Here is a 16,241-nt window from a genome sequence, read left to right as displayed (position 1 = left end):
CCAGAACGATGAAAGCGCGTGGCGCATCGTAGCGCCATACGCGTGCTTCATTCACTGGCCCCGCAGGTCTGTGCCGATGAACGGTCAGAACAGGAAATAACGCTGCGCCATCGGCAGCACATCCGCTGGTTCGCACCAGAGCAATTGCCCGTCCGCCTTGACCTGATAGGTCTGCGGGTCCACGTCGATCTCCGGCAGGTAATCGTTGTGGATCAGGTCGGTTTTCTGCACATCACGGCAGCCCTTGACCACGCCGATGCGTTTCTTCAAACCCAGCGCTTCGGGCAGACCCTCGTCCAGCGCCGCCTGGCTGATAAACGTCAGGCTGGTGGCGTGCAATGAGCTGCCAAAGCTGGCGAACATCGGGCGGTAGTGCACCGGTTGTGGGGTCGGGATCGAAGCGTTGGCATCGCCCATCAGGCTGGAGGCAATCGCGCCGCCCTTGAGGATCAGCGTCGGTTTGATCCCGAAGAACGCTGGACGCCACAGCACCAGGTCGGCCCATTTGCCCACTTCGATGGAGCCCACCTCATGGCTGATGCCATGGGTGATCGCCGGGTTGATGGTGTACTTGGCGATGTAGCGTTTGGCGCGGAAATTGTCGTTGCCCGGACCGTCGCCGGGCAGGGCGCCGCGTTGCTTTTTCATTTTGTCGGCGGTTTGCCAGGTGCGCGTGATCACTTCGCCGACGCGGCCCATAGCCTGGCTGTCGGAGCTGATCATCGAGAACGCGCCGAGGTCGTGCAGGATGTCTTCGGCGGCGATGGTTTCGCGGCGGATGCGGCTTTCGGCGAAGGCCACGTCTTCGGCAATGCTGGGGTCCAGGTGATGGCAGACCATCAACATGTCCAGGTGCTCGTCGATGGTGTTGCGGGTGAACGGCCGCGTCGGGTTGGTGGAGCTGGGCAGTACATTGGGGAAGCCGCACGCCTTGATGATGTCCGGCGCGTGGCCGCCGCCGGCGCCCTCGGTGTGGTAGGTATGGATGGTGCGACCCTTGAGCGCGGCGAGGGTGGTTTCGACAAAACCGGACTCGTTGAGGGTGTCGCTGTGGATCGCCACTTGCACGTCGTAGTCGTCCGCCACCGTTAGGCAGTTGTCGATGCTCGCCGGGGTGGTGCCCCAGTCTTCATGCAGCTTCAAACCGATGGCGCCAGCCTTGACCTGTTCGATCAATGGGCCCGGCAGGCTGGCGTTGCCCTTGCCGGTAAAACCGATGTTCATCGGGAACGAATCGCTGGCCTGCAGCATGCGCGCCAGGTGCCACGGCCCCGAGGTGCAGGTGGTGGCGTTGGTGCCGGTGGCCGGGCCGGTACCGCCGCCGATCATAGTGGTGACGCCGCTGGTCAGCGCTTCTTCGATCTGCTGCGGGCAAATGAAATGCACATGGGAGTCGATGCCGCCGGCGGTGAGGATCATGCCTTCGCCGGCGATCACTTCAGTGCTGGCGCCGACGGCCATGGTCACGCCGGGCTGGATATCCGGGTTACCGGCTTTGCCGATGGCGTGGATGCGCCCGTTCTTGAGGCCCACATCGGCCTTGACGATGCCCCAGTGGTCGATGATCAACGCATTGGTGATCAAGGTGTCGACCACCTCGGCGGCGAGCAACTGGCTCTGGCCCTGGCCGTCGCGGATCACCTTGCCGCCACCGAATTTGACCTCTTCGCCGTACACGGTGAAGTCCCGTTCCACTTCGACGAACAGCTCGGTGTCGGCCAGGCGGACCTTGTCGCCGACGGTGGGGCCGTACATATCGGCGTAGGCTTGGCGGCTGATTTTCATGTGTGTGCCCTGAAATATTTGTGTTGAATGTGAAATCGCTATCGGGGGCAAGCCCCCTCCCACCTTTGGAATGCGTTCCCCTGTGGGAGGGGGCTTGCCCCCGATGAGGCCTTAAAGCTCGCCCATGATCCGCCCGGCAAACCCAAATACCCGCCGCCCACCGGCCAGATCCACCAGCTCGACCTCACGGCTCTGCCCCGGCTCGAACCGCACCGCCGTACCCGCCGGAATATTCAAACGCATGCCACGGCTGGCGGCGCGGTCAAAGGTCAGCGCGTCGTTGGTTTCGAAAAAGTGATAATGCGAACCCACCTGGATCGGCCGGTCGCCGCTGTTGGCCACGCTCAGGGTGACGGTACGGCGGCCGACGTTGAGTTCGATCTCGCCGGTCTGGATCTGAAATTCACCAGGAATCATGCAGGTTGCCCCAGGGTCTTGTAGTAGATGGCGGTCGGGCTGTAGCGCCCGTCCGGGCTTTGGCAGTAGTCGGGCAGTTCACCGATCTTGGTGTAGCGCAGCGACTGGTAGAAGGCTTCGGCCGGCGATCCGGCTTCGGTGTCCAGGTACAGCAGGCCACGCCGGTGCTGGCGGGCGGCGAGTTCCAGGGCGTTCATCAATTGCTGGCCGAGGCCGTGGCGGCGGGCGCTGCTGTGCACCAGTAGCTTCTGGACTTCGGCGCGATTGCGGCCGTTGGCTTTCTGGCACAACGCCAACTGCACGCTGGCGATCACTTGCTCGTCGCGCACCACCACCCACAGCAACAGGCTGGCGTCTTGCAGGCTCGCCTGCACGCCGTTGAGGTAACTGCGCGCCTGGGCGTCATCGAAGTCGGCCATGAAACCCACCGACGCACCGTGACTGACCGCGTCCAACAGCAGTTCACTCAAGCCCTGGCGGTAATGGGCGAAACTTTCCGCATTGACGCGACGCATTTGCGCAGCACTCATCGATCTCACTCCTTGGGCGGTTCGGCGCCGGGGTTCAGGGCCAGTTGCATAAAGGTCAAGTCCAGCCAGCGGCCGAACTTGATGCCCACTTGCGGCATTTGCCCGGTGGTGACGAAGCCCAGGCGCTCGTGCAGGCGGATCGAGGCCTGATTGCCACTTTCGATGGCGGCGACCATCACGTATTTGCCGGCGCTGCGCGCTCGTTCGATCAGCACTTGCATCAAGCGTGGGCCAAGGCCCTTGCCGCGTTGGTCGTTGCGCACGTACACCGAGTGCTCGACGCTGTAGCGAAAACCTTCGAATGGTCGCCAGTCGCCGAACGAGGAATAGCCCGTCACCTCGTCGTTTTCCACCGCCACCAGGATCGGGTAACCCTGGGCCTGGCGCGCGTTGAACCACGCCAGGCGGTTAGCCAGGTCCACCGGTTGTTCGTTCCAGATCGCCGTGGTGTTGCGCACCGCGTCGTTGTAGATATCGCGAATGGCGGGAAGGTCCTTTTCAGTTGCATCACGAATCATGAGCGTGCCTCAGGCAATCGGTTGATGAACGGTGACCAGCTTGGTGCCGTCCGGAAAAGTGGCTTCCACCTGGATATCCGGGATCATCTCCGGGATGCCTTCCATCACTTGTTCACGGCTCAGCAGGGTGGTGCCGTAGTGCATCAGGTCGGCCACCGTGCGGCCATCGCGGGCGCCTTCCATCAAGGCGGCGGAGATGTAGGCGATGGTTTCCGGGTAATTGAGCTTCACCCCACGCGCCAGGCGGCGCTCGGCAACTAAGCCGGCAGTGAAGATCAGCAGTTTGTCTTTTTCCCGTGGGGTCAGGTCCATGGTTCAGTCCGTCGTGAAATACATTCGTAAATACAGTGAAGATTAAATGTGGGAGGGGGCTTGCCCCCGATAGCAGTGGGTCAGTGAAAAATGCTCTGCTTGACACGCCACTATCGGGAGCAAGCCCCCTCCCACATTTTTGATCTTCATGTGCTCCAGATTCTCGGTGATACCGCTTCTCGGCCCAATATGGCCGGGCGCAACAGCCGCCACACATCAATCAACCATCCCCGCGCCAGCAGCGCCTCGCTGGCCAGGCAGCGGGCCACCAGCAAGCCGGGCAATTGGGTCAGGTCGCCGCGCACGGCGTGGGGCAGCGCGCGGCAACGTTCCAATAACTCAGGGTCGATATCGCCCGTCACCAGCAACGTGGCGAACACCGGTTGCCCGTCCAGGCCGATGGGCGAATCCAGCAGCCCGTCGCCGCCGACGATGCGTTGACGTTCATGCCAGAGCGACTTTCCGTCGCGGCGGATATCCAGGTGCGATTGAAAGTGTCCCAGGTCGAAGCGTTCGTCACTGGCCGGGCGGCCCAGCGCAACCACGTCCCAATAGAACAGCCGGGCATCGCCGTGCAGGTCGATGCGCGTGGTGAGTTCGGCTTGGGCCGCGCTGAATACGATGGTTTCCTGGGGCAGCCACTCCAGCGTGGCGCCGGCCTCCACCGTCAGGTCCAGTTGCTGAAACGCCGGGCCGCTGGCGCGGTACCACTTGGCCGCGCCGGGGCTGGTCAGTTGTGCCCAGGCGCCCTCTGCGACGTGGGCGCTGATGTCCAGGCGGTCGCCGCCGGCGATGCCGCCCGGTGGATGCACAATGATGTGCTGGCACACCTCGGGGCCTTCGGCATACAGATGCTTTTGCACGCGCAGCGGGCCGACGTGGCGGCGCATCACCGGGCGCGTGGTGTCGCCGAAGCGCGCATAGCCGAGCTCCAGCGCGGCGTGCCAGCTGGGGGTGAACAGGGCAGGGGAAACGGGCAGGTTCATAACGGCGTGCTTTTCATGAGGTCGCAACAGATTAGATGGTTACCAGGCCGCGTACACCTTCGCTTTCCATATTTTCACCACGGCCTTGCTGGACGATTTCCCCGCGTGACATCACCAAGTACTGGTCGGCCAATTCGGCGGCAAAGTCGTAGAACTGCTCCACCAGCAGGATCGCCATATCGCCCCGGGCCGCGAGTTTTTTGATCACCGCGCCGATCTCCTTGATCACCGACGGCTGGATGCCCTCGGTGGGTTCGTCGAGGATCAACAGGCGCGGGCGACTGGCCAGAGCGCGGCCGATTGCCAATTGCTGCTGCTGACCGCCGGACAAGTCACCGCCACGACGATGCTTCATTTGCAGCAACACCGGGAACAGTTCGTAGATAAACGCAGGCACCTCCTTGGCTTCGGCGCCGGGGAATCGCGACAGGCCCATCAGCAGGTTTTCCTCCACCGTCAGCCGCCCGAAAATCTCCCGGCCCTGAGGCACATAGGCGATCCCGGCGTGTACGCGCTGATGGGGCTTGAACCCGGTGATCGGCTTGCCCTCCCAATTCACTGCGCCTTCTTTGGCCGGCAGCAAACCCATCAGGCATTTGAGCAGGGTGGTCTTGCCCACGCCGTTACGGCCGAGCAGGCAGGTCACTTCGCCGATCTTCACGTCAAACGTAAGCCCGCGCAGGATGTGGCTACCGCCGTAATACTGGTGCAGTTTGTCGACTTGCAGCATGTTCAATTCTCCCCAATGATCGTTCCCATGCTCCGCGTGGGAATGATCAACGAACTCCGTTAGTTGGCGTTAAGCGGCAAGCTTCAAGCTGCAAGTTAGAGCGGACGGATGCCTGCTTTGCTTTAACTTGCCGCTTGAAGCTTTAGGCTCGAAGCTGGCCGATGTATCACCGTCCCAAATACACCTCGATCACCCGCTCATCGGCCTGCACCTGCTCCAGCGATCCTTCGGCCAGCACGCTGCCCTGGTGCAACACCGTCACATGGTCGGCAATCGCGCCGACAAAGCCCATGTCGTGTTCCACCACCATCAGCGAATGCTTGCCCGCCAGGCCCTTGAACAGTTCGGCGGTGAATTCGGTTTCGGCGTCGGTCATGCCGGCCACCGGTTCGTCCAGCAACAGCAACTGCGGGTCTTGCATCAACAGCATGCCGATTTCCAGGAATTGCTTTTGGCCGTGGGACAGCAACCCGGCCGGGCGATGCACCGAAGCGCTGAGGCGGATGGTGTCGAGCACTTCATCGATACGATCCTTTTGTTCGCCGCTCAGGCGCGCACGCAGGCTGGCCCATACCGACTTGTCGGTCTTTTGCGCCAGCTCCAGGTTTTCGAACACGCTGAGAGCTTCGAACACCGTGGGTTTCTGGAACTTGCGACCGATGCCGGCCTGGGCGATCTGCACTTCGCTCAGGCTGGTCAGGTCCAGGGTTTCGCCGAACCAGGCATTGCCGTGGCTGGGGCGGGTTTTGCCGGTAATCACGTCCATCAGCGTGGTTTTGCCCGCGCCGTTGGGGCCGATGATGCAGCGCAGTTCGCCGACGCCGATGTACAGGTTCAAGTCGTTGAGCGCCTTGAAACCATCGAAGCTCACGCTGATATCTTCCAGGGTCAGGATGGTGCCATGGCGGGTGTTCAGGCCCTTGCCGGCCACCTGGCCCAGGCCGATGGCGTCGCGGCCGCTGCCCGCATCGAGAATAGGTTCAAGCATCACATTCCTCATTTCTTCAGCAGCCCGATCACGCCCTTGGGCAGGTACAGGGTGACGATGATGAACAGCGCCCCGAGGAAGAACAGCCAGTATTCCGGGAAGGCCACGGTGAACCAGCTCTTCATGCCGTTGACCACCCCGGCACCCAGCAGCGGGCCGATCAGCGTGCCGCGCCCGCCCAGGGCCACCCACACGGCGGCTTCGATAGAGTTGGTCGGCGACATTTCGCTGGGGTTGATGATGCCCACCTGCGGCACATACAGCGCCCCGGCCAGGCCGCACAGCACCGCGCTCAACACCCACACGAACAGCTTGAAACCGCGTGGGTCGTAGCCGCAGAACATCAGGCGGTTCTCGGCGTCGCGCAGGGCGGTCAGCACCCGGCCGAACTTGCTGCGCGCCAGGCGCCAGCCGATGAACAGACTCGCCACCAGCAACAGCACCGTGGCCAGGAACAACACCGCCCGCGTGCCCGGCTCGGTGATGCCGAAGCCGAGGATGCTGCGAAAGTTGGTGAAGCCGTTGTTGCCGCCAAAGCCGGTCTCGTTGCGAAAGAACAGCAGCATGCCGGCAAAGGTCAGGGCCTGGGTCATGATCGAGAAATACACGCCCTTGATTCGCGAGCGAAAGGCAAAGAACCCGAACACCAGGGCCAGCAACCCTGGCGCCAGCACTACCAGGCACAAAGCCCAGAGGAAGTGATCGGTGCCGGCCCAATACCAGGGTAATTCGGTCCACGATAAAAAGGTCATAAACGCCGGCAGCTCACTGCCGGCAGCCTGGCGCATCAGGTACATGCCCATCGCGTAACCGCCCAGGGCAAAGAACAAACCGTGGCCGAGGGACAGCATCCCGGCGTAACCCCACACCAAGTCCAAGGCCAGGGCGACGATGGCATAGCACAGGATTTTGCCCACCAGGGTCAGGGTGTAGGCCGATACGTGCAAGGCGTTGTCCACCGGCAACAGCGACAGCAATGGCAACGCCAGCAGCAGCGCCAGGATCACCGCGCCCACGGCGATGGTCACCTTGGGGCCGGCCTTTTGCGTGGCCGTGAGCATCAATGGCTGGTTCATCAGTCGATCACCCGTCCTTTCAGTGCGAAGAGTCCTTGCGGGCGTTTCTGGATAAACAGAATGATCAGCGCGAGGATCAGGATCTTGCCCAGCACCGCGCCGATCTGCGGTTCCAGAATCTTGTTGGCGATGCCCAGGCCGAAGGCGGCCATGACGCTACCGGCCAGTTGGCCGACGCCGCCGAGTACAACCACCAGGAACGAGTCGATGATGTAGCTCTGGCCCAGGTCCGGGCCGACGTTGCCGATCTGGCTGAGTGCGACACCGCCCAGGCCGGCGATGCCGGAACCCAGGCCGAACGCGAGCATATCCACACGCCCGGTGGGCACGCCGCAGCAAGCGGCCATGTTGCGGTTCTGGGTCACGGCACGCACGTTGAGCCCCAGGCGCGTCCTGTTCAACAGCAGCCAGGTCAGCACCACCACGCACAGCGCAAAGGCGATGATCACGATGCGGTTGTACGGCAACACCAGGTTGGGCAGTACTTGAATACCACCGGACAGCCATGCCGGGTTGGACACTTCGACGTTCTGCGCACCGAACACCAGACGCACCAGTTGGATCAGCATCAGGCTGATGCCCCAGGTGGCCAGCAGGGTTTCCAGCGGTCGACCGTACAGGTGACGAATCACCGTGCGTTCCAACGCCATGCCGATGGCGGCGGTGACAAAGAAGGCCACCGGCAACGCGATCAAGGGGTAGAACTCGATGGCCGCGGGCACGTAGCGCTGCATCAACAACTGCACCACATAGGTGGAATAGGCGCCGAGCATCAGCATCTCGCCGTGGGCCATATTGATCACGCCGAGCAGGCCGAAGGTGATCGCCAGGCCGAGGGCGGCCAGCAGCAGGATCGAGCCCAGGGACATACCGCTGAACGCCTGACCGAGGATTTCACCCAGCATCAGTTTGCGTTTGACTTGGGCCAGGCTGGTTTCGGCGGCGGTATGCACGGCGGCGTCGGTTTCCACGCCCGGCGCCAGCAGCGCTTCCAGGCGCGTGCGCGCCAGCGGGTCGCCGGTGCTGCCTAGCAGGCGCACGGCGGCCAGGCGTATCGCCGGGTCGGCGTCGACCAGTTGCAGGTTGGCCAGGGCCAGGCTGAGGGCGGTGTGAACGTCCTCATTGGTTTCGGCGGCGACTTGCTGGTCGAGGAATTTCAATTGCGCCGGTTGGGCGCTTTTTTGCAGGGTTTGCGCAGCCGCCAGACGCACTTTGGGGTCGGCGGCCAGCAGTTGTTGGCTGGCCTGTACGTTATCGATCAAGCCGCGTAGACGATTGTTCAAACGCACGGTCTTGGTTTCGCCATTGACGGTGAGTTGGCCCTGTTGCAGGGCGTCCACCAGCTCGATGCGCGCAGGGTCGGGGTTGGCGGCCCAGTCCTGCAACAGCTTGGCCTGTTGCGTCGGGTTGGCGGCCAGGAAGTCTTCGGCGTCGCCGGCGTGTACCACCAACGGCAGCAACAGCAAGGCTGTGACGATGAAACGGTGCAGGGCAGTGGGCATACAAAATGTCCTGATCGTGTGGGAGGGGGCAAGCCCGCTCCCACAGTTGACCTGTGGTGGGGCTTAGTTGCTCTTCACCGCATAGTCCGGCTTTTTGTCATTGCCTGGGATGTATGGGCTCCACGGCTGCGCCCGGATCGGCTCCTGGGTCTGCCACACCACCGAGAACTGCCCGTCGGCCTGGATCTCGCCGATCATCACCGGCTTGTGCAGGTGGTGGTTGGTCTTGTCCATGGTCAGGGTAAAGCCCGACGGCGCGGCGAAGGTCTGGCCGCCCAGCGCTTCACGCACTTTGTCGACGTCGGTGGACTTGGCTTTCTCCGCCGCCTGCGCCCACATATGGATACCCACGTAGGTGGCTTCCATCGGATCGTTGGTCACGGCTTTGTCGGCGCCCGGCAGGTTGTGTTTCTTCGCGTAGGCTTTCCAGTCGGCGACGAATTTCTGGTTCACCGGGTTCTCCACCGACTGGAAGTAGTTCCAGGCGGCGAGGTTGCCCACCAACGGCTTGGTGTCGATGCCGCGCAGTTCTTCTTCGCCCACCGAGAACGCCACTACCGGCACTTCGGTCGCTTTGAGGCCCTGGTTGGCCAGTTCTTTGTAGAACGGCACGTTGGAGTCGCCGTTGACGGTGGAGATCACGGCAGTCTTGCCGCCGGCCGAGAACTTCTTGATGTTGGCGACAATGGTCTGGTAATCGGCATGGCCGAACGGGGTGTAGACCTCTTCGATGTCTTTATCCGCTACGCCTTTGGAATGCAGGAACGAGCGTAGGATTTTGTTGGTGGTGCGCGGGTACACGTAGTCGGTGCCGAGCAGGAAGAAACGCTTGGCGCTGCCGCCTTCCTCGCTCATCAGGTATTCAACGGCCGGGATCGCCTGCTGGTTCGGCGCGGCACCGGTGTAGAACACGTTAGGTGACATCTCTTCGCCTTCGTACTGCACCGGGTAGAACAGCAGACCGTTGAGTTCTTCGAACACCGGCAATACGGATTTGCGCGACACCGAAGTCCAGCAGCCGAACACCACGGCGACTTTGTCCTGGGTCAGCAACTGCCGACCTTTTTCAGCGAACAGCGGCCAGTTCGACGCCGGGTCAACCACCACAGGCTCCAACATTTTTCCGTTCACACCACCCTTGGCGTTGATCTCGTCGATGGTCATCAACGCCATGTCCTTAAGCGACGTTTCGGAGATAGCCATGGTCCCGGACAGCGAGTGCAGGATGCCGACCTTGATGGTCTCAGCGGCCTGGACGGTCCACGTCATGCCCATGGCGGCAATGGATGCCGAAAGAGTGAAAGCCTTGATCAAGCTGCGACGCTTCATGGTGCGATCTCCGAGTACCCAAGTGTTGTTGTTGGACAGATACTCCGGTGATTGCAAGGGCTGTGCCTGCTTGCCCTAACGAGTGAATACGGCGCTCACACCGCGCTGGCGGCCAGGCTCTGCACCGAATCGGCGCCTGAACCTGGCCGTGGTGCGGGGCCGGCACTGCACTGGTGCGTTGGCCCCGGCTTGTGTCATGGGCGCGCCGATTGGCCTTGCCCGAACCACCGCGACAGCAGCAGGCGATCCAGCACCCACACCGCAATCAACGAGGCGCCCACCAAGGGGAAGATGATCGCCAGCGCCAGCATGATGGCCATCGCGGTTTTCCACTTCGGCAGGTCATGGCGCAATGGCGGCACCCCGAGCCCGCCCTGGGGCCGGCGCTTCCACCAGATCACCACGCCGCTGACCGCGCTGAGCAGGATCATCAGGCAGATCAGCAACACGAGCAGTTGGTTGACCCAGCCGAACATCTTGCCTTCGTGCAGCATCACGCCGGTCTCGGTGGCCCGCGCGACCAGGTTGTAGTGCGCCCAGCGCACGTCGGCCAGGACCTTGCCGGTGTACTGGTCCACATGCAGGGTCGCGTCGTTGCGCGGGTCGTCGGCGAACACGGCGATGGTGAATACGCCGTCGGCGGTGGTGGGGAAGGTGATGCTGTAGCCGGGCTCGACCTTGCGCGCGGTGGCCAGGTCGACCACCTGTTGCAGGCGCACGGTTGGCGCAGCTGGGCCCGAATGCATGGCGCCGTGATTCATGTGTTCGGCATGGTCGCCGGACATCGGCATCGGCGTATTTTCCATGGCCCAGGGCACGGTCTGTTGCGTCGCGGTGTTGAGTGCCCGCGCTTGCTGATCGGATTGCGGCACGTCGTTCCACATCGCTGCGGGGAAGCGGTTCCAGAGCTCGGCGTATTGCTTGCCCCAGAAGCCGGTCCACGTCATGCCGCTGAGCAGCATCACCAGCAGAAACGCCGCGCCCCAGAAGCCCACCACCGCGTGGAGGTCGCGCCAGAACAGCCGCCCGCGACTGCCGAGACGTGGCCACAGCACCCCGGCTGAAGACTTGCCGCGCGGCCACCACAGGTACAGGCCGGACACCACCAGCATCACCCCCCAACCGGCGGCGAGTTCTACCAAGCGATCGCCGGTGGTGCCGATCATCAATTCACCATGCAGCGCGCGGGCGATGGCTTGCAGATTGTATTGGGCGTCCTGCTCGCCGAGCACGGTGCCGCGATAGGGGTCGACAAACACCGTCACTTCGCGGCCATCGTTGTGCATCACAAACTGTGCGCTGCTGGTGGCGGTGGCCGGCGGTAGGTATTTGCTGATCTTGCCCAGCGGAAAGGCCGCCTGGGCCCGTTGCAGTTGCTCGTCGGCACTCAGCGCGTGTTCGGCGCTTTGCACCGTGAGCAGGTCGCCGTACATCAGCGGATCGAGCTGGGGTTTGAACAGGTAGATGATGCCGGTCAGGGCCAGCAGCACCATAAAGGGAGCGACAAACAGGCCGGCGTAGAAATGCCAGCGCCAGGCCAGGTTGTAGAAGGAAACTTTTTGAGTGCTCATCAGAGGCTCCGCAAGGCTTTGGTTTTTTTGTTTCAGATGTACCGCCATCGGGGGCAAGCCCCCTCCCACATTGGGTGCGCATTTCAAAATGTGGGAGGGGCTTGCCCCCAATGCTTTTAGAAGCTCATGTCCACCTTGGTCCAGAGCGTGCGCCCCGGCTCCTTGAGGGCTTGCGGATCGCTCGCCGGGTAGCCGAACCCGGCGTTGCCGGCCAGGTTCAAGTGCTCGGCGTAGGCCTTGCCGAACAGGTTGTCGACGCCGGTGCTGACTTTGAAGTTTTTATTGATGCGATAAGCCCCGTTCAGCGAGAACACGCCAAACCCGCCGCTCTTGTCATAGTCCTTGCCGACCACATTGCCTTTGTTCTGGTCGATGCGGTTTTGCGCCGCGACTACCCGCCACAGGGCTCCGGCGCTCCAGTTATCCTCGCTGTACGTCAGGCTCAGGCGGGTATCCAGCGGCGGCATTTGCGGCAGGGCCTTGCCGTCGCTGCTGTTCTTGCCCCAGGCGTAGGCCAGGGTCGCATCGGCTTTCCAGTGCTGGGTCAATTTGTAAGCCGCGCCCAGTTCGCCGCCCATGATGCGTGCATCCACATTGCGTGCCTGGGAGGTGGTGCCCATCATGCCGGGCTTGTAATCGAACAGGATAAAGTCGCGCACCTGGCCGACGTAGCCCGACGCCCAGGCTTCCAGCGTGTCGGTTTTGTACTGCGCGCCGACGTCGAGCTGGGTGGTTTTTTCCGGCTTCACACCTTCGAATGCATTCACCGAACCGACCGCGCCGGTGTTGGGCGAAAACAGCTCCCAGTAATCCGGGAAACGCTGCGAATGGCCGAGCCCGGCGTAGACAGTCGTGGGGCTGTCCGCCAGGTCGTGCTCATAGCGCATAAAGCCCGACGGCAAAGTGTCGGCGCGGGTCTCATCGGCGGTGGGGTTGGCGCGTTTGCTCATGCCCGAGCCGGTGGTCTGGCGAAAGTCCTTGGCCGAGGCGCGGTCCAGGCGCGCGCCGCTGACCAGGCGATCACGGTCGGCGGCATACCAGGTGAGTTCGCCAAACACGCCGTAGTTGTGGAAGTCGGCGTCCTTGTCGCGCGGCAGATTTTTGTAGGTGTCGATGCCCATGCTGCTGCGTTGGCGGTGTTCGTTGGTCTGGGCGTCCAGGCCGCCGATCAACTGCACGTCGGCCCAGCGCCAAGTGGCCTTGATGCGGGCGCCGAGGGTGCGTCGGTCGACGTTGGAGGCCATGGGCCCGGCCATCATCCCGGTGCCCGACGGCGTGCGCAGGCTGTAGTTGTCCATCACATGGTCGGCGTAGTTGTAGTAAACCTGGGCTTCGACCTTATCCAGCACCTCGCCGATATTCGACTTTTCGAAGCGCAGCCCCAGGCTCTCGCGCAGAAACTGCGAGCCGTCCATGCCGCGCCCGGCGTAGCGCGCTTCGCCGTCGCCACGGCCAGCGGTGAGTTCCAGCAAGGTGTCGGCGTCGGGGGTGAAACCCACCGCAACGTCACCGTTCCACTTGTCATAGCGCGAGGCGGCCGTGTCGTTATTGCCGTCCTTGTAGTCATCGGCGTGGGCCTGGTTGCCGATCACCCGCACATAGCCTAGCGGTCCGCCGGCGGCGGCATCGATGACCTTGTCGAAGCGCCCGTTGGAGCCGGCCAGCACACTGGCGTTGAGCCGCGTGCCGAGTTCGCCGAAATGCTCAGGCTCCCGGTCGAACAGGATCGTGCCGGCCGAGGCGCCCGGGCCCCAGAGTACGGTTTGCGGGCCTTTGATCACGGTGAGAGTGTCGTAGGTTTCCGGCGAGATGTAGGAGGTGGGCGCATCCATACGACCGGGGCAGGCCCCGAGCATCATGCTGCCGTTGGTGAGGATATTCAGGCGCGAACCGAACATGCCGCGCAGCACCGGGTCGCCATTGGTGCCGCCGTTACGCACCAGGGCGAAGCCGGGGATGGTTTTGAGGTAGTCGCCGCCATCACTGGCGGGCACCGGTTGACGGGGATCCTTGGGGTTGGTGACCACGGTCAGCGGCGAGCTGGGGGCGATTGCGGTGATCACCGTGGGGCTCAATTCATGTTCGTCGGCGTGGGCCATCGGAACCAGCAGTGCGCCGCACAGAACGGCGAACACGGGGGTGCTTCCCAAACGGGAGTCAGCAGAAAACCTGGACATGACAAATTCCATCAATCAATCGTAAACAACACGGCCAGCAGCCTGCGGCTGTCTGTCTAAAGTCGGCCGGGGTGAAGTAACGGGTTTGAGTGCTTACGTTGCGATGGGCGGCGCACGGCTGCGGGCGCCGGGGAAGATGCTCTGCCGGGCATGGCCCAGGCGCGTGGCGGGGGTGAGGGCGTTGGCCGGCGGTGGGGCGCCGACGGCCACGAAGGACGCGTTGCCGGGCAGGGCCGGGCAACTGAACAGCAGCTCGCAGTAGCCGCATTTGGCCCACAGCGCGTGGTGCTCGCTAGGGGCTTTGGGATGATGGGAGTCGCCGTGGTCAGCGGGCATCTCCATGGGCATTGCCATGGACATACCGGCGTGATGATCCATCGGCATCGCTTGGGAAATCAGCGGACCGATAAAGATCATCAGCATGGCGAACAGGCTGATCCAACTGCCGCGCGTTACACGGCGGCGGGGAGACAACCTGGCGCGAGGGGCGCCCATCGAGCTTCAGCCTATTGCGGGTGCTGGTGCTCGTGACTGGCCATGGGCGGCATTTTCTGCACTGACACTTGCACCTCGACCTTGCCGGCCTTTTCGAAGGTCAGGGTCAGCGGGAACTGTTTGCCGTCGGCCAGCAGGCTGCGGTCTTTGAGGCCCAGCAACATCACATGGTAGGCCATGGGCGCGAACGTCAGATCGCCTTTGGCCGGCACGGCCACGTTGGGCACCTCTTGCATTTTCATCAGGGCGCCTTGCATGACGTGCTCGTGCAACTGCGCCTTTTCTGCCACTGGCGTCTCGGCGCTGAGCAGGCGGTCCGGTGTTTCTGCGGTGTTATGCACCACGAAATACGCCGCGACGGTGGGCGCATTGGGTGGCAACTCCTGGGACCAGGGATCGCTGACCAGCAGGTCGCCGGCCTTGTAGTCTTGAGCATTGGCAGCACTGAACACCGGCAGCAGCAACGCGGCCAGAAGCAGGGAAGATTTGAGCATGGCAGTTCTCCAGAACGGTTCTAAACGCAGTTCACTTGCGAAAAAGACTAGACCGATGGAGAGGCGCGGGGGTTGAGGCTCGGCCATTGCTGGCGCGGGGTGGGGGTCTGCAATGACGGCGGCGACAGGCTTTGTAGCGGCTCGAAGCGCGTCACATACAACTGCGGCACATGCCCCGGCAATGCCACCAACGACGGTGAGCCCGAGCAACACCAGCAATGCTGCATGGTGGAATGATCGTCCGGCTGCGGTGCCGGAATCTCCAGTTTGCCCAGTTCGATAGTCTTGAAGCTGGCGCCATTGGATGAACAGAAACTACCCCACAGCAGTTGCTGCACAGGGTCCTTGGACTGCTGCATCGCCCCGGCCAGCGGCATGGCAAACGCGTTGAACAGCACTGCAAAGCAGGCGATCCAGACGATTGCAAAGCGTTGACGGGCCATGGCGGACAATCCGTAGGGTTAAACGATCAGGCCGGTATTTAGCCTGATCGGCGGGGATAAGTAAAAAGCGGCGGTGTGGTTTGGTGTCGCAGTGCTATCAGATCACTGTGGCGTGCAGCTTGAGGCCCAACGCTTTCATGACTTTCATGATAGTCGCGAACTCGGGATTGCCACTGCTGGAGAGGGCTTTGTACAGACTTTCTCTGCCGAGGCCGGCGTCGCGGGCTACTTGGGTCATGCCTTGGGCGCGGGCGATGTCGTTGAGAGCGGTGCGAATCAATAGACCATCGCCAGCATCATCCTCAAAACAGGTCTCTAAATATGCAGCCATTTCCAGAGGGGTTTTCAGATATTTTGCCGCATCGAAGCGGGAAAAGGACTCGCTCATAATTTATTCCTCACTACCAAAATTTATCGCAATTTGCTTTGCACGTTTGATGTCTCTGCTCTGTGTTGATTTATCACCGCCGATTAGTAATAGATAAACCACTTCGTCTCGGCGGGTGAAGTAAACGCGATACCCAGGGCCGTAATGGATCCGCATTTCAAACACTCCATCCCCCACTGATTCGCAGTCGCCAAAATTTCCGGCTTCAGCCATTCGCACTCTCTTGACCACACGAACTTTTACGAACGGGTCCCGAACAGCTTCCAGCCAGTTGGCAAACTCAATGGTTTCATTGAACTCGATTGTCATGGATCGTATTCCTCAGGATACAAGTTGGCAAGCTGTGACACGTTGTCGAAACGGCGTGCCCCCTTCGCGGGCGCTGACGCAAAACCGCGAAACGGGAGGTTAGGGCGGGGGCTTTTGGCTGAGCCAGCCAGCTGGCTCGGAAGTTTCTGTAGGTGGATTCTGCGTTTAAGGCGGGGTAAAAATCGGCGACC

18 protein-coding genes are annotated in these 16,241 nt (G+C 62.2%); all 18 read right to left on the bottom strand.

The annotated features are described in order from the left end of the window. Positions 1 to 84: 84 nt before the first annotated feature. The 18 genes from ureC to K1567_RS13150 all read right to left on the bottom strand — a co-directional run bounded on the left by ureC (position 85) and on the right by K1567_RS13150 (position 16,050). Positions 85 to 1,785: an urease subunit alpha gene (gene ureC / locus K1567_RS13235; protein WP_169869056.1), complete on the bottom strand. Its 1,701-nt coding sequence runs from the start codon at positions 1,783 to 1,785 to the stop codon at positions 85 to 87. Positions 1,786 to 1,896: 111 nt separating this feature from the next. Further along, entirely contained in the window at positions 1,897 to 2,202 is a 306-nt protein-coding gene (locus K1567_RS13230) for an urease subunit beta (RefSeq protein WP_034095654.1), read from the bottom strand. Continuing rightward, the gene (locus K1567_RS13225) at positions 2,199 to 2,732 is read right to left on the bottom strand and encodes a GNAT family N-acetyltransferase (protein ID WP_034095655.1); all 534 of its coding nucleotides are present in this window, start codon (positions 2,730 to 2,732) and stop codon (positions 2,199 to 2,201) included. The genes K1567_RS13230 and K1567_RS13225 overlap by 4 nt, the downstream gene beginning before the upstream one ends. 5 nt (positions 2,733 to 2,737) lie before the next feature. Then, positions 2,738 to 3,250: a GNAT family N-acetyltransferase gene (locus K1567_RS13220; protein ID WP_034095656.1), complete on the bottom strand. Its 513-nt coding sequence runs from the start codon at positions 3,248 to 3,250 to the stop codon at positions 2,738 to 2,740. 9 nt (positions 3,251 to 3,259) lie between these two features. Next, on the bottom strand, positions 3,260 to 3,562 hold the full coding sequence (gene ureA, locus K1567_RS13215) for an urease subunit gamma (RefSeq protein WP_003171437.1): 303 nt from the start codon (positions 3,560 to 3,562) through the stop codon (positions 3,260 to 3,262). Between the two features lie 146 nt (positions 3,563 to 3,708). Beyond that, positions 3,709 to 4,548 carry an urease accessory protein UreD gene (locus tag K1567_RS13210; RefSeq protein ID WP_034111563.1) on the bottom strand — a complete coding sequence of 280 codons (840 nt, stop codon included), beginning with the start codon at positions 4,546 to 4,548 and terminating at the stop codon, positions 3,709 to 3,711. 31 nt (positions 4,549 to 4,579) lie between these two features. Beyond that, positions 4,580 to 5,278, bottom strand: coding sequence for an urea ABC transporter ATP-binding subunit UrtE (gene urtE, locus K1567_RS13205; RefSeq protein WP_034136689.1), 699 nt, complete (start codon positions 5,276 to 5,278; stop codon positions 4,580 to 4,582). Between the two features lie 166 nt (positions 5,279 to 5,444). After that, positions 5,445 to 6,278, bottom strand: coding sequence for an urea ABC transporter ATP-binding protein UrtD (gene urtD, locus K1567_RS13200; protein ID WP_040265956.1), 834 nt, complete (start codon positions 6,276 to 6,278; stop codon positions 5,445 to 5,447). After that, positions 6,275 to 7,342 (bottom strand): urea ABC transporter permease subunit UrtC, encoded by a 1,068-nt coding sequence (gene urtC / locus K1567_RS13195; RefSeq protein WP_034095660.1) that lies wholly within the window; start codon positions 7,340 to 7,342, stop codon positions 6,275 to 6,277. Before urtC ends, urtD begins: the two co-directional genes overlap by 4 nt. After that, a complete protein-coding gene (urtB, locus tag K1567_RS13190; RefSeq protein ID WP_220698559.1) occupies positions 7,342 to 8,844 on the bottom strand; it encodes an urea ABC transporter permease subunit UrtB in 1,503 nt (500 codons plus the stop codon). Before urtB ends, urtC begins: the two co-directional genes overlap by 1 nt. A 63-nt stretch (positions 8,845 to 8,907) precedes the next feature. After that, positions 8,908 to 10,173: an urea ABC transporter substrate-binding protein gene (gene urtA, locus K1567_RS13185; RefSeq protein ID WP_034095662.1), complete on the bottom strand. Its 1,266-nt coding sequence runs from the start codon at positions 10,171 to 10,173 to the stop codon at positions 8,908 to 8,910. A gap of 194 nt (positions 10,174 to 10,367) precedes the next feature. Beyond that, complete coding sequence (locus tag K1567_RS13180; RefSeq protein WP_220698558.1) at positions 10,368 to 11,744, bottom strand: PepSY domain-containing protein; 1,377 nt, start codon at positions 11,742 to 11,744, stop codon at positions 10,368 to 10,370. Between the two features lie 116 nt (positions 11,745 to 11,860). Then, positions 11,861 to 13,921 (bottom strand): TonB-dependent copper receptor, encoded by a 2,061-nt coding sequence (locus K1567_RS13175; protein ID WP_220698557.1) that lies wholly within the window; start codon positions 13,919 to 13,921, stop codon positions 11,861 to 11,863. A 93-nt stretch (positions 13,922 to 14,014) separates the two neighbouring features. Continuing rightward, a complete protein-coding gene (locus K1567_RS13170; protein ID WP_034095664.1) occupies positions 14,015 to 14,416 on the bottom strand; it encodes a DUF2946 domain-containing protein in 402 nt (133 codons plus the stop codon). A gap of 11 nt (positions 14,417 to 14,427) precedes the next feature. Further along, positions 14,428 to 14,910 carry a copper chaperone PCu(A)C gene (locus K1567_RS13165; protein WP_047881390.1) on the bottom strand — a complete coding sequence of 161 codons (483 nt, stop codon included), beginning with the start codon at positions 14,908 to 14,910 and terminating at the stop codon, positions 14,428 to 14,430. 47 nt (positions 14,911 to 14,957) lie between these two features. Then, positions 14,958 to 15,353, bottom strand: coding sequence for a DUF2946 domain-containing protein (locus tag K1567_RS13160; protein ID WP_169869052.1), 396 nt, complete (start codon positions 15,351 to 15,353; stop codon positions 14,958 to 14,960). A gap of 97 nt (positions 15,354 to 15,450) precedes the next feature. Beyond that, positions 15,451 to 15,741: an addiction module antidote protein gene (locus tag K1567_RS13155; protein ID WP_034095667.1), complete on the bottom strand. Its 291-nt coding sequence runs from the start codon at positions 15,739 to 15,741 to the stop codon at positions 15,451 to 15,453. Positions 15,742 to 15,744: 3 nt separating this feature from the next. After that, complete coding sequence (locus K1567_RS13150; RefSeq protein ID WP_034095668.1) at positions 15,745 to 16,050, bottom strand: type II toxin-antitoxin system RelE/ParE family toxin; 306 nt, start codon at positions 16,048 to 16,050, stop codon at positions 15,745 to 15,747. Between the last annotated feature and the right edge of the window lie 191 nt (positions 16,051 to 16,241).

Source organism: Pseudomonas sp. S5F11 (assembly GCF_019641515.1).
Classification (GTDB): Bacteria; Pseudomonadota; Gammaproteobacteria; order Pseudomonadales; family Pseudomonadaceae; genus Aquipseudomonas; species Aquipseudomonas rhodesiae.
Note: the sequence above shows the minus strand (reverse complement) of the source record. Positions and strands in the feature narration are given on the sequence as shown.

Excerpts from the sequence above, each read along its gene's own strand:
- ureC (WP_169869056.1), bottom strand. The coding sequence starts at position 1,785 with ATGAAAATCAGCCGCCAAGCCTACGCCGATATGTACGGCCCCACCGTC.
- K1567_RS13230 (WP_034095654.1), bottom strand. The coding sequence starts at position 2,202 with ATGATTCCTGGTGAATTTCAGATCCAGACCGGCGAGATCGAACTCAAC.
- K1567_RS13225 (WP_034095655.1), bottom strand. The coding sequence starts at position 2,732 with ATGAGTGCTGCGCAAATGCGTCGCGTCAATGCGGAAAGTTTCGCCCAT.
- K1567_RS13220 (WP_034095656.1), bottom strand. The coding sequence starts at position 3,250 with ATGATTCGTGATGCAACTGAAAAGGACCTTCCCGCCATTCGCGATATC.
- ureA (WP_003171437.1), bottom strand. The coding sequence starts at position 3,562 with ATGGACCTGACCCCACGGGAAAAAGACAAACTGCTGATCTTCACTGCC.
- K1567_RS13210 (WP_034111563.1), bottom strand. The coding sequence starts at position 4,548 with ATGAACCTGCCCGTTTCCCCTGCCCTGTTCACCCCCAGCTGGCACGCC.
- urtE (WP_034136689.1), bottom strand. The coding sequence starts at position 5,278 with ATGCTGCAAGTCGACAAACTGCACCAGTATTACGGCGGTAGCCACATC.
- urtD (WP_040265956.1), bottom strand. The coding sequence starts at position 6,278 with ATGAGGAATGTGATGCTTGAACCTATTCTCGATGCGGGCAGCGGCCGC.
- urtC (WP_034095660.1), bottom strand. The coding sequence starts at position 7,342 with ATGAACCAGCCATTGATGCTCACGGCCACGCAAAAGGCCGGCCCCAAG.
- urtB (WP_220698559.1), bottom strand. The coding sequence starts at position 8,844 with ATGCCCACTGCCCTGCACCGTTTCATCGTCACAGCCTTGCTGTTGCTG.
- urtA (WP_034095662.1), bottom strand. The coding sequence starts at position 10,173 with ATGAAGCGTCGCAGCTTGATCAAGGCTTTCACTCTTTCGGCATCCATT.
- K1567_RS13180 (WP_220698558.1), bottom strand. The coding sequence starts at position 11,744 with ATGAGCACTCAAAAAGTTTCCTTCTACAACCTGGCCTGGCGCTGGCAT.
- K1567_RS13175 (WP_220698557.1), bottom strand. The coding sequence starts at position 13,921 with ATGTCCAGGTTTTCTGCTGACTCCCGTTTGGGAAGCACCCCCGTGTTC.
- K1567_RS13170 (WP_034095664.1), bottom strand. The coding sequence starts at position 14,416 with ATGGGCGCCCCTCGCGCCAGGTTGTCTCCCCGCCGCCGTGTAACGCGC.
- K1567_RS13165 (WP_047881390.1), bottom strand. The coding sequence starts at position 14,910 with ATGCTCAAATCTTCCCTGCTTCTGGCCGCGTTGCTGCTGCCGGTGTTC.
- K1567_RS13160 (WP_169869052.1), bottom strand. The coding sequence starts at position 15,353 with ATGGCCCGTCAACGCTTTGCAATCGTCTGGATCGCCTGCTTTGCAGTG.
- K1567_RS13155 (WP_034095667.1), bottom strand. The coding sequence starts at position 15,741 with ATGAGCGAGTCCTTTTCCCGCTTCGATGCGGCAAAATATCTGAAAACC.
- K1567_RS13150 (WP_034095668.1), bottom strand. The coding sequence starts at position 16,050 with ATGACAATCGAGTTCAATGAAACCATTGAGTTTGCCAACTGGCTGGAA.